Source organism: Brevibacillus brevis (assembly GCF_001039275.2).
In the GTDB taxonomy this organism is placed as follows: Bacteria; Bacillota; Bacilli; order Brevibacillales; family Brevibacillaceae; genus Brevibacillus; species Brevibacillus brevis_C.
The window spans coordinates 5598755-5613084 of record NZ_CP030117.1 but is presented as its reverse complement, the minus strand read 5'-3'; the positions used below and the strand labels follow the sequence as shown (position 1 = coordinate 5613084).

The 14330-nt window shown below is 52.5% G+C and carries 1 protein-coding gene; it reads left to right on the top strand.

Annotation, left to right across the window (positions count from 1 at the left end):
• Position 1: 1 nt before the first annotated feature.
• A complete protein-coding gene (locus tag AB432_RS26975) occupies positions 2 to 14317 on the top strand; it encodes an SDR family NAD(P)-dependent oxidoreductase (RefSeq protein WP_048034926.1) in 14316 nt (4771 codons plus the stop codon).
• Positions 14318 to 14330 lie beyond the last annotated feature (13 nt).

Here is a 14330-nt window from a genome sequence, read left to right as displayed (position 1 = left end):
CATGAAAGAACAATTTTTATTAAGCGGCGATCATCCGATCCTGAGCAACCATAAAGTCTTTGGTCAGGAACTGCTGCCTGGTCCGGCTTATGTCGACTTGATCTACCAAGCATTTCGGGATAACGGGTACGATTGGAGAGAGCTGGAGCTTTGCCATGTATCGATCTATCATCCCTTGGCGGTGGGTCACGATTACGAGGTGCTGATCGATATTGTTGTGGAAGAGAAGGAAGCGGGATGCTGGAGCATTGTTGTAGAAGGCCGCGAATCGCGGGATGGAGCCGTCAGCCCGGAGGCGAAACGATATGCCGATGCCCAAATGCGGAAGATTCAACCCGTTCCATTTGATAAGACGATCAATCTCGGGCAAGCCATAAATCAGGCGGAAGCTTCCGTCGATCTGGAGGAGGCCTATGCGCAGTTTCGTGCGCTGGGCCTCATCCATACCGGCATGATGAAAGCGGAAGGGCATACCTTCCAAACCTCAACAGGCGTGCTCATTGAGCTTGCATTGGATCGCAATTCGCGCGACAGCGCCGAAGACGTGCTGTTTCATCCCACCTTGTTAGATGCTAGTTGTGTAGGTGCCTCGCTATTGCTTCGAGCGCTTGTCGGGGAAGAGCAACAATTGTTTCTGCCCTTATATTTTGAGTCCTTTCGTGCGGAGCAGCTCATTCAAGAGCGCTGCTATACACAGGTTCTCACTCCCAGTGTTCAACGAAAGAACGAATTGCTCAGCATGACGCTAGAGCTATTCGACAGTAAGGGCTGCAAAGTAGCAGAAATGAAAAACTACACGATGAAGCTGGTGAGGGCGGCATCCGGGATCAGTTCATCTGCCGTCTCGGGAGATGGGGATGACCCGTCCGTCACAGAACCGGCGCCGGCTCCAGTCAAACAGGGGCATGCTCTCAGCGGGGAGCGCACTCCAACCGTTCAGGCGGCCGCTTTTCTGGCTGGCATCTTGGCTGAGCGCTTGGATATGGCTGAAGCGGATCTCGATCCGAACGCGGGCTATTATGAGATGGGAATGGATTCCTCAGGCTTGCTGGAGATGGTTAAGAGAATTGAAGCGAAGGTAGGCGCAGCGCTTCCGCCTACGCTGCTTTTTGAATATACGACGATTGCAGATTTATCCGTTTACTTGGCCGAACAGTACGCTTCGGCATTTGCGGATGAAAGCTTCGCACCAGTACCGGGCGATGGAATCAATGCCCCCCGATCGCACCTTGATGAACATCCGGACAACAGGAAGAAACCTGCGGATTCCAGCAACCGCTCAGAAGCATCAACATCGCAAGAAGAGGATATTGCCATTATCGGAATGTCAGGCCGTTTTCCAGGGGCAAGCGATCTACGCGAGTTTTGGCAAAATTTGAAGGACGGTAAAGACTGCATCAGCGAAATTCCCCCTTCACGATGGGATTGGAAACAGTTTGAAAACTTAAAGTCTCCTTCGGGCAAAGGGGTTTCCAGATGGGGCGGCTTCATTGACGACCCCGATTGCTTTGATGCGCCGTTCTTTCGCATATCGCCTCGCGAAGCGGAAATCATAGACCCGCAGGAGCGGATTTTTCTTGAAACATGCTGGGAGGCCATTGAAGATGCTGGATACCGTCCGTCCACCCTCGTAACGCCAAGAGGACCGAACAAACGGAACCTTGTCGGCGTGTTCGCTGGTGTTATGCATAAGGATTATGCACTACTCGGGGCGGAGCTTATGGCGCAAGGCTTGCTATTCCCGCTTTCTTTGAGTCACTCGTACGTGGCGAACCGGGTTTCCTACTCGCTTAATTTCCATGGCCCCAGTCTGGCAGTCGATACGCTGTGCTCCGCATCTCTGACAGCTGTCCACATGGCGGTAGAGAGCATCCGGCGTGGAGAATGTGAAGCTGCAATTGCGGGCGGTGTCAACTTGACGCTTCATCCTGGCAAATATAAAACGTTCGGCATGGCCAACATGCATTCGAGCGACGGTTATTGCCGTACGTTCGGTAAAGACGGCGACGGGTTTACATCCGGAGAAGGGATTGGCGCGGTCGTACTAAAACCGCTAAGTGCCGCCGTCAAGGATGGCGATCAGATATATGCCGTTATCAAAGGCAGTTCAATCAACCATGTGGGTGCGGTTAGCGGCATTACGGTGCCCAGTCCGGTTGCACAAGCTGAATTGATTGAAGACTGCCTGAATAAGGTTAATATTCATCCGAGAACGATCAGCTATTTGGAAGCACACGGCACAGGCACGTCGCTCGGCGATCCCATCGAAATCCAAGGACTGGTGAAAGCATATTCCCGCTACACGGATGACCGTCAATATTGCGCTATCGGTTCAGTCAAATCCAACGTCGGTCACGGCGAGTCCGCTGCCGGGGTTTGCGGGTTGATTAAGGTTGCGCTGCAGATGCATCATAAAACGTTAGTGCCGTCGTTGCATTCCGCCGAAACGAATCCTTATATCGATTTTGAGCAATCGCCATTCTACATCCAGAGGCAGTTAGAGCAATGGGAGCAGCCTCGGGTGACCGAAGCAGGAAAGGAAACGGTATACCCGAGGAGGGCAGGGATCAGCTCCTTTGGCGCCTATGGCTCAAATGCGCATATCATTTTGGAGGAATGGGTGCCGCAGCCTTCTTCCGCGAGCGGCGAGCCGTCTGCCGTCATTGTGCCGTTATCGGCCAAAAATGAAGATCGCTTGAAAGCGTATGCGGATCGGTTAGCGCGGTTCCTTGCGGATGAGGCTGGATGCGTGGCTAGCGTTAAGGAAATGGAATCACAGAGCGGGCTGGAAGCCAATATTCTGCGAATGGTTTCAACTGTTCTGAAGGTGGATGAACAAGACATCGATTTCGATCAAGACTGGTCGGAATACGGCATGGAAACGGCACACCTGTCTGCTGTCCGGGATGAGCTGCTGCGGGAATATGAAATCGAGACCGACAGCATCGATTGGTATGAGATTCGATCGATCTCTGATGCCGCCGAATCGCTGCATCTGATTCTCAATCGGAATCGTCATGCGGAAGGCGGGGCGTCTCAGGAGATGAGCTTGTCGTCCATTGCGTATACGCTTCAGACCGGACGCGAAGCAATGGAAGAGCGGGTTGTCTTTCTAGTCAGCAGCATCCGGGAACTGGTCGAGAAATTGAAAGCATATGCGGATGGTAAACCTTCCGTTCCGAACTGCTGGAAAGGTCAGCTGAAGAAAAAGTCCAGCGTGTCGGCGGATGTGGCGAAGGCTGACGACCGTTGGTTTACAGAAGGAAAGATGGCTGAAATCGCACAGTCTTGGGCTCAGGGCAGCGATATCGAATGGGGACGGCTTTACCGTACCGATAAACCGAGAAAAATGCATCTTCCGGCCTATCCCTTTGCGAAAAACAGATACTGGCTGCCGGTTGCGCCGAAACCGCAGGACAGCCTGCCATCAGCGGTACAGCAAGTAGGAAGCACAGCCAAAGCGGCAAGCCCGACCTCGCCTCAGGGAGAAAGCTCAGCCGTAATTCAGGCTTCGAACCGGAACGCGGAGAATGACGCTAACCAACGTATCGTGGAAGCTGACACAGGTACCGGTTCGCAGGATATGCTGAGGCAGTTTACTCCGGTGTGGGATACGTTCGCCGTTGAGACGGAAGGCGACTATTTCCCTGCCGTAACGGAACGGATCGCTGTATTTGGTCTCTGCAACGAACGTTTCGCGCAAATTCAAGCCCTATATCCGGGTTCCGTACATTTTGGTAATGACGAAGACGTGTCCGTGGCTGATATCAAGCGGAAGATTTCCGGCTTTGAGGATATCGGACATTTTATATGGGTAGTTCGTGATCCTGCTGCTATAGACGGCGGTGTAGACGATGCGCTGATTACTGCTCACAATCAGACTACGCTTAGCTGCTTCCGGTTTATTCAATCGTTGCTGCAATCTGGCTACGGTTCAAGGTCGGTCGGCCTCACGGTCATCACGACCCAGGCCCAAGCGGTATCCAAGAAAGACAGCATAAAACCGGCACAGGCAGGCGTTCACGGACTGATCGGTTCGCTTGCTAAAGAATATCCAAACTGGATGATTCGTCTCATCGACTTGGAGTCGGATTCGAAATGGCCGGTGTCCGAGATGTTCCGGATCCCTGCAGACCGGAGGGGCGGGGCTGCCGTATACAGAGGGCGTGAGTGGCACCGTATGCAGTTGATTCCAACTATTCTTCCCGCTCCGAAAGCGCCAGTGTACCGGAATGGAGGCGTATATGTCGTCATCGGCGGAGCTGGCGGGATCGGCATGGTATGGTCGGAGTATATGATTCGTACCTATCAAGCGCAAATCGTGTGGATTGGTCGCAGCCCGATGAATGACGCTATTCGAACCAAAATTCACAGTCTTTCAGATCGTGGTCCCGAGATTCGTTATTGGAGTGCAGACGCATCGGACATCCATTCGCTCTCGCAGGCTTATGCCGAGATTAAGCAGCGCTTTGGCTCTGTAAACGGCGTCGTCCATTCGGCAATGGTATTAAACGAGTACAGCTTGGCTGAAATGGATGAGGTTGCTTTTCAAGCTGCGCTCTCCGCTAAAGTTGACGTGAGCGTCAGGATGGCGCAGGTATTTCGCGAGGAACGGCTAGATTTCGTACTGTTCTTCTCATCGCTCATCAGCCTTATTAAGAATCCGCAGCAGGCTCACTATGCCGCCGGTTGTGTCTTTAAGGATGCTCTCGCGCACTTGTTGGCACAGCAGTGGTCTTGCAGCGTGAAAGTGCTGAACTGGGGATTCTGGTCAAGCGACAAGGTCGAGGATACGGAAAAATACCGGCTGCTGCAGGAGCTTGGAATTGGGCTAATCGAGCCGAAGGAAGCGATGCAGGCGATTGAGAGAGTGCTTGCCCAGCCGCAATTGCAGCTGGCTGTCATGAAAACGACGAAGCAGATCCCCGTCGAAAGCATGAATCCCAAAGAAGAAATGAAGGCTCTAGCTGCAGGACAGCGGTCAGCTGAAGCAGGCCGAAGTCTGCCTGCCGCCTCTAAGCGACCCGATATCGGACAGATGAAGCGTGAGAACGCGGAGAAGACGGATGAGATGAACGGACTTCTTGGCAGGCTGTTGTTCGTGCAGCTTCGGCAAACGGGGGTATTCGCTTCCGGAACGTTCGATCTGAAACAGGCAATGGCTGCTGCAGGAATCGCCGAAGAAATGTATACCGAATGGCTAAGTCAGAGCGTTGCTATTCTCGTAGAGCAAGGGCTACTGTCCCGTAGAGGCCAGCTTCTGTCGGTTACGGTCACGGCAAACACCGATCACGGGGCGGTATGGGAGCAGTGGGGGCAGCATACCGCTAAATGGCGGGAGGACGAGAAAACAAGAGCGCAAATCGTATTGGTGGAAACAACGCTGAAGTCCTTGCCTGCTGTCCTTACAGGGAAATCTGCAGCGACAGACGTGCTCTTTCCGAACTCGTCAATGGAACTTGTCGAGGGGATTTACAAGAGCAATCCGGTAGCTGATTATTTCAACGATGTAGTGGCCGAGGCAGCCCTGCATGTTGTCAGACAGCGTGTACAGGAAAATCCGAAGGCGCAAATTCGTATTCTGGAAATCGGCGCGGGTACAGGCGGTACGTCTGCGGGCGTGCTTGCCAAGCTAGCTCTCTATAAGACCCATATTGCGGAATACTGCTATACCGATCTATCCAAAATGTTTCTGCTCCATGCGCAGAAGGAATACGGCCCTAGCTATCCGTTCCTGACGTACCGCACGTTCAACGTAGAGCAAGCTCTTGCGCAGCAAGGCGTTGATGCTGGTCAGTATGATCTTGTCATAGCCGCGAACGTCCTTCATGCTACGCGTAACATGCGGACGACGGTTCGCAACGCGAAAGCAGCATTGAAGCCCGGAGGATGGCTGCTATTAAATGAAATTAGCAACAGCGCCCTATTTACCCATCTTACGTTCGGACTGTTGGAAGGCTGGTGGCTGTACGACGATCCCGGCATTCGGATCCCGGGCAGTCCGGCGCTCTCGCCCGAAAGCTGGCAGCAACTGCTTGAGAGAGAAGGCTTCAGTGCGATCGGCTTCCTGGCCCAGGATCATCACGACCTGGGACAGCAAATCGTTGCGGCACAAAGCGATGGAATCATCAGACAGCCTAGATGGGAACAACGGAAAGGAATAAGCGCTCAGCAGTCTGCAAGTCAATCCGTTTCCACATTGACGAAAGAGCGGAATGATGCAGCACATACGGATTCCAGAAGGGAAATCGAAGACAGCTTATTTGCCTTGAATGAGCAGATGCTCCAGGATGAAATCAAATCGTTGATTGCCTCCCAGTTGGCGGAAACGCTGAAGCTGGATGCGTCATCGCTCGATATGGATGACTCTTTCGCAGACTACGGGCTTGATTCCATTTCCGGCGTGCATATCGTCAATACGCTTAACGAACGTTTGCAGATTGAGATGAAGACAACCATTCTTTTTGACTACAGCTCGATCAATCAACTGGCCGGGTATTTGCTGTCTGCGCATAAAGAGGCTGTTGTGTCCGCATTTAGCGACCGACTCGCTGCCGTTTACGAGCAAGGTTCAATTCCTCTTGAAAGGGAGGAGCAGGCTGTCCATTTCGAATCCTTGCAAACGAAGGCGTCCGCGCAGCCGGCCGAGGCCGCTGCATCCGTTCGGGCTACGGAAGCAGCAGTTAAAGAGCCCATCGCCATAATCGGAATGAGTGGCCGCTTTGCCAAATCGAACACGCTGGATGAATTGTGGGAGCATTTGGCGCAAGGTCATGATCTTGTTGAAGAAGTTACCCGGTGGGATCTGTCGAAGTATGCACCCAAAGGCAAGCCTTACTGCAATCACGGCAGCTTCTTGGATGAGATCGATAAGTTCGATCCGTCCTTCTTTAATATTTCCGGACTCGAGGCTACCTATATGGATCCGCAGCAGCGCATGTTCCTGGAGGAATCATGGAAGGCGCTGGAGGATTCGGGTTATGCGGGCCAGAGCGTAGAGGGTCGTGCCTGCGGCGTGTATGTCGGCTACAATATTGGCGACTATGTGCACCATATCGGAGACAACTCGCCTCCGCAAGCGATGTGGGGGAATGCTCCATCCATTATTCCCGCAAGAATCGCCTATTATTTAAATCTTCAGGGGCCTGCCGTTACGGTTGATACCGCCTGCTCCAGCTCGCTTGTATCCATCCATCTTGCCTGCCAAGGCTTATGGACCGGAGAGACCGAAATGGCACTGGCAGGGGGCGTGTTTGTCCAAACGACGCCAACGTTTTATATCAATTCCAACCGGGCCGGCATGCTGTCTCCTTCGGGCAAATGTCACACGTTCGATAATCGGGCAGACGGCTTTGTACCTGGCGAAGGGGTCGGTGTCGTCGTTCTGAAGCGGCTGAAGGATGCCATTGCCGACGGCGACCATATCCACGGGGTTATTAAGGGTTCGGGCATTAACCAGGACGGGACGACAAACGGCATTACCGCTCCAAGCGCCAATTCGCAGGAACGGCTGGAAAAGTCCGTCTATGATCGTTTCGCCATTCATCCGGAGCAGATTCAAATGGTGGAGGCGCATGGCACCGGAACCCGTCTCGGCGATCCGATTGAGTTCGAAGCATTGAACAGTGCCTTCAGCCATTACACGGATAAAAAGCAGTTCTGCGCGATTGGAACCATAAAAACAAATATTGGTCATACAACCGCAGCTGCAGGTGTCGCGAGCGTTTTCAAAATTTTACTATCGCTGCGAAACCAGCAAATCCCGCCTTCCCTGCATTATGAGACGGGCAATGCGCACATCAAGTTTTCCAGCAGCCCGTTCTATGTCAATACGGAGATTAAAGATTGGGCGGTTCCACCGGGTTCAAGGCGGATTGCAGCCACCAGCTCCTTCGGCTTCAGCGGCACTAATGCGCATATGGTCATTGAGGAGGCTCCGGATACTTTGCGTATGCATGCATCGAGGCCGTTTTATCTCATTACGCTGTCAGCCCGCAGCCGGGAACAGCTAAAGCAGCAAGCTGAGAGGCTGTTGGAGCATTGCCAGCGGGTACCTGACATTGATGCGGGAAACATCAGCTATACACTGCTGGTTGGACGTCGTCACATGAATCACCGGTTGGCTTGTATCGTCAAAGACGCAGAAGAGCTAAAACAACTGCTCTCCAACTGGCTATCCCGCGGTAAAATGGCGCAGGTGTACGTATCCGAGTTAGCGGAAAACGACGTTCGCGAGCAGCAATCGTTAAAGCGATTTGGCAATGCCGCGATCGAGAGCTGCCAAACGTGCATGAATCCAGGCTTGTATCTGGAGCATCTGTCCACGGCAGCCGAATTGTATGTTCAAGGCTATGCGCTGAATTACAGCCAACTGTTTGCTGGCGACTCCTATTCGCGTGTTCCGCTTCCGACGTATCCGTTTGCCAAAGAGCGTTACTGGGTTTCGGATAATGACTATCCGCCGCAGGACCCACAAAGACGCGAACCGATGAAAGCGTCTAGCGAATCTTTGCCTCTGAACCTTCAGCGCACTTCGTTGAAGGACAGCTCAGGTCTATTGTTTCAAACGGTTCTGACGGGGACGGAGTTTTTCTTGACAGATCATTCAGTCCGAGGGCGAAAGGTGCTACCCGCCGTCGCCTATCTGGAGATGGCGCGGGCGGCTGTGACGGCAGCATGCGAAAAAGGATCAGGTACGCCAACATCACCCGTCTTGCTGCGGCATATCGGATGGGTGCAGCCAATCGTCGTGGAAGATCGTTCCGTCACGGTGAACATTCATCTGCAGCGTAATTCCGAAGCGGACTTCTTCTTCGAAATTTATACGGAAGCATCGGGGCATCCGGAGGGAAGAACGGTTCATTGTCAAGGAACAGCGGCATTAGACGAATCCGTTCAAGTGCCACATATCGAATTGCTCGAAGAACTTCAGGCTAGATGTGACGTCGGACTCATCACCGGCGCCCAATGCTATGACATGCTTGGCCGGCTGGACATGGATTACGGACCCGGCCATCGTGCTATTGACCGAATCCAAGTCGGTAAAGGCGAGCTGCTGGGTCGTTTGGAAATTGCGGCTTCCGCCTTGTCCACACTGGAGCATTATGTGCTTCATCCGGGCATGATTGATTCGGCGCTGCAAGCATCAATCGGAATGGCCGCATTACCTTTAGATTCGGGAGTAGGAACTGGCTCGGAAGCAGCATTAAGGCCGGGACTTCCTTATGCACTGGACCGTTTGGTGATTTTGGGTCCAAGTACAGCGGTCATGTGGGCATGGATTCGAAGAAGCTCCGGAAGCACTGCAACAGGGGCGATTCAAAAGCTTGATATCGACATCTATGATGAGCATGGAAAACGCTGCGCGATACTGCAAGGCCTCTCTTCGCGTCAATTGGAAGCGGAAGTGGAAGTGGCTATGGCTATGGAAGAAGACGCTCCGCTTCTATGGAATCCGGCATGGGCCGAACGCAATGATGAAGACCGAAGTGAAGCGCGCATAATCACCCGTCGGTATATGTATCTGCTGGAAGAAAACCAAAGCATGAACGCGCAGTTGGCCCGAGCATTCCCTGAGGCGGTGTGCAAAGTGCTGAAAGCAGAAGGGCAGGTAATCGAGGAACGGTATGTCGGCTATGCGGAGCAGCTCATGGTTGACATTCAGAAGATCTTAAAAGACAAGCTTGGTGGTCAGTCGTTGATCCAGTTGCTGATTCCTGCTTCCGGCGAGCAGCAGCTGTACGCCGGTTTAGCCGGTATGTTGAAGACGGCGCATCTGGAGAATCCGAATGTATGGTGCCAGTTAATCGAATTCGATGCGTGCGTCTCATCCGAGCAGCTTCTTTCCTTTTTAGAGATTGACGGCCGTCATCCATCGGTCAGCCATATTCGCTATGAAGGAAACCGGCGGTATGAAGCGGTAATCGAAGGCCTGAATGCATCGGACGTTGCGGTGGACGCGCCGTGGAAGGACAGAGGCGTCTACCTCATAACCGGCGGTGCCGGAGGACTTGGATTGATCTTCGCACAGGATATCGCTAGGAAATCCCGTGAAGCGGCAATCATTCTAACCGGAAGGTCAGAGCTTGACCGTAATCGTCGGTCCCAATTGGAAATGATTCAGGAGTTAGGCGCACACGTGGAGTATCATACCGCAGATGTCCGTAAGGAATCGGACATGGCGGCACTGATGAGTGGAATTGTAGCTCGACATGGCCGATTGAACGGCATCCTTCATGCTGCAGGCATGAAGAAGGATAGCTTCCTGATCCATAAAACAACAGACGATTTGATTGCTGTCTTGGGACCTAAAGTGGATGGACTCATAGCATTGGACAAAGCAACAAGCGGGCTTGAGCTCGACTTCTTTGTTCTGTTTTCCTCGCTTTCCGGATGCTTCGGAAACTATGGGCAGGCGGATTATGCAGCAGCAAACGGGTTTATGGATGCCTTCGCCGCTTATCGGAATGAGCTGGTAGCGGCCGGCCATCGGCAAGGACATACACTTTCAGTGAATTGGCCGTTGTGGCAGGAAGGCGGCATGACCGTCGATCCCGCAACGGAAGCGATGATGGAGCAGCGTTCGGGAATGAAAGCGATACAGAGCCACCAGGGCATTCAAGCGCTTTACGCTGCGCTGGCAAGTGGGAAGCACCAAGTTGCGGTGATGAACATGGCTTTGAGCACAACGCCGCTCATGGAAGAGTTGGCGACAGCGCAGCAAGCTCCTGCGGCCGAGTGGCAATCAGATAGAGATAACCCGCTCGGACCAGACGAGCTGTATGAGAGAACAATGCACTACTTAAGGGAGACCCTGTCATCCTATATACGCATTCCTCTACATCGCATGGATGCCAAGACTTCTTTCAGCAAGTTTGGCATTGACTCGATTATGGCGATGCAGCTTACGGCACAGCTTGAGAACGAATTAGGCTCGCTGCCGAAAACTTTGTTCTTCGAGTATGAAAATATACAAGCGCTGTGTGAATATCTTATCGGTCATTATGAGCCTAAGCTCCGTCGGGTGCTTGCGCCCGAGCTTACGCAAGTGATACCAAAGGCAGCTTCACCAGTCATAGCGGCTGCTCATTTATCCGTTACGCCGGCTCCAGTGGCGACAAAACCAGCGTTAAAGCAAGCAACGCTGATCCGCGAGGAGATATCCGAGCGTCAACCTGCGTCCGATATCGCGATCATCGGATTGTCGGGCCGCTATCCGGGAGCGGAGGATTTAGACCAGTTCTGGGACAATCTGAAGAGCGGGAAGGATTGTATTGAAGAAATACCCGCTGTTCGTTGGCAAAGCGGCAAGTATTATGATCCTGAGAAAGGCAAGCCAGGCAAGAGCTACTGTCAATGGGGCGGGTTTCTAAAAGATATCGATCAATTCGATCCGATCTTTTTCCAGCTCTCACCCCTAGAAGCGTCTTATATAAGCCCGCAAGAGCGGCTGTTTCTCGAGTCCGTATGGAACACGCTGGAGCAAGCGGGTTATACAAGCCAGACGCTTGAGCACGAGTACGGCAGCAAGGTCGGCGTGTATGCCGGCTGCATGTACAATCATTATCATTTGCTAAATAACGACCCGGCGAAGGAGCCGCTTTTTGCTCTGTCCTCGTATAGCTCCATCGCCAACCGGGTGTCCCATTTCTTTAATTTCAAAGGTCCGAGCATCGCTGTCGATACGATGTGCTCTTCTTCGGCGGTCGCGATCCATATGGCATGCGAAAGCTTGCGGAAAGGTGAATGCGAGCTGGCAATCGCCGGAGGCGTCAATCTTTCGCTTCATCCGCAAAAGTATGTCGGCTTAAGCATGTCGCGTTTGGCTGGCAGTCATCCTGGAAGCAGAAGCTTCGCGGACGGGGACGGTTATTTGCCATCGGAAGGAGTTGGTTCGGTCCTATTAAAACCGCTGGTCAAAGCCATCGAGGATGGTGATTCCATTTTAGCGGTGATTAAATCAACCGCGGTCAATCATGGCGGACAGACAAACGGCTACGGAGCGCCAAATCCAAATGCACAAGCTCAACTGATGGAAGAAAGCATGCGCCAGGCCGACATAAAACCAGAGTCGATCAGCTATATTGAGTGTGCGGCTAACGGGTCATCCATCGGCGATGCAGTTGAAATGGCGGCGATGAACAAGGTGTACCGCAGTCATTCCGGTATGAAGCGTGCTCTGCCGATTGGGTCCGTCAAATCCAACATCGGGCATGGGGAAGCTGCCTCGGGCATCGCCCAATTAACAAAAGTCGTTCTTCAGTTAAAGCATCGGCAGCTTGTTCCGACACTCGGCTCGGACACAGCCTTGAATCCGAATTTACGCCTTGAGGAAACGAATTTCCGTATTCAGCGGCATTTAGAGGACTGGCAGCAGACGGAAAATGAAGCGCCACATGGCGGGAAATTCCCACTTCGCGCGGCGATCAGCTCCTTTGGTGCTGGCGGTACGAATGCTCATCTGATTGTCGAGGAATATGTGCCGCCTGCTGAAGAACCATCTGTACAGGAAACTGGAAATCAATTATTGATCCTCTCGGCCAAAAGCCGGGAACGTCTGAAGGAAGCCGTATACCATGTACGTCAGTATGTGAAGCGGAACGAGGAGCTTTCGCTGGACGATCTGGCCTATACGCTGCAGGTCGGTCGTGAATCCATGGACTTCCGCCTTGCTGTAACTGCGAGCAGCAGGGAAGAATTGATGGCCGCGCTCTCGTACTATCTGGATGATACCGGCAGTTCGGATATTCCGCTATCCGGGAGCTTCGGGTTATACGAAGGAAATGCGGGAGGACCTCCGGATGATATGCTCAGGCTCCTTTCTGGTAAGAATGGCCAGCTGTATTTGAAGCACTTGATGGATGAACTGGATGTCGAGAAGCTTGCCATCTACTGGTCAAAGGGCGGCGATATGGACTGGAGGGAATTGTATCGCAGCCGAAGAAAGGGGAGAATCGTACCATTGCTCACTTACCCGTTCGTCAAGCAGCGCTGCTGGCTTGAAATCCAACCGGAAGCGGGCTTAGAGCGGACGGAAGCTGAGATGGGCAAGAACGATGAGATGAGCGCACAAAAGGCTCAGCTTGCCATGAACGGGAATGATGTAAAGACAATCGTCTTAAACAGCGTCGCTCTACTTCTTGGCATGATGCCGACAGAGATTCAAACGGACAAGCGATTGATGTATTACGGATTGAGTTCGCTTCATCTCGCGCAATTGCTTGCAGGCCTGCAGAAAGTGGCTGCTCCGTCGATGGAGCTCCCCGATCTGTTGACTTGTGAAACGATTCAAGACTTGATCGACAAGGTGCAAGCGAACTTCCCGCCGGAAATCGATGATCTTCATGTTGACGGCTCTTTTTTGGAGGAGAACTTCAATCAGCAGATCATTCGGCTCAATTCAATTACGGATGGAAGGCCGGTATTTTGGATTCATGGGGCTTCTGGAAGCGTGGAAGTATATCGTTTTTTGGCGGCGTATGCGAAAAGACCGTTCTACGGTATCCAATCGTTCAGCGGTACCGGCGATGAAGCACCTGAGGGCATAGTGGCTATTGCTTCACACTATGTCCGACTCATCAAAGCGATTCAGCCGGAGGGCCCTTATGATCTTGGCGGATATTCGCTCGGCGGTATGTTGGCTTACGAAATGACGCGTCAGCTGCAGGAAGCGGGTGAGACTGTATCGTCTTTGGTTATGCTGGATACGATGTTTAGCCCTGAGGTCCAGAGGACGACCCTCGATCAGAATTCTATAGCCCTGCAAACCGTTAACATGGCGTTGGCAGCCGTCCATGGCATTGCCTCGACCGATGAGAAAGGTCTTCTCATCCATAGGGATGAGATTGACTGCGACAACGGATTCGATGTATTTTTTGAACGTCTAACCGAGCTAGCCGAGCATAGAGGTCTGGATATTCCTAAGCGGCTGCTGGAGAAGCAATTTGAGCGTCAGTTTTCCATGCAGCAGCGCTACAGATTGATAGACTATAAGCTTCTGCCTTTGCCTCGGCCAGATGAGGTGACCTGCTATTACTTCCGAAACCAGAGTGGGGTGTTCATGGGATCATGGGAACCTTATTTAACGGCTAAAGAAGGGGCCGTTCCGTTCGACCATCTGCCTTACTGGGAGGAATGGGTTCGACAGATCCCGCAGGCGTACGTGATGGACGTTGAAGCTTCGACACATATGACAATGCTCGAAGATGAAGCCGCAAGGCAAACGATTTACGCGTTCTGCGAGAAACTTTATGGAAAGCGGCCACTTTCGGCACGTTTTTTTCAATCCTTTTATAAGCAGCACGCGATGTTCGTATAATACACTGAGAAAA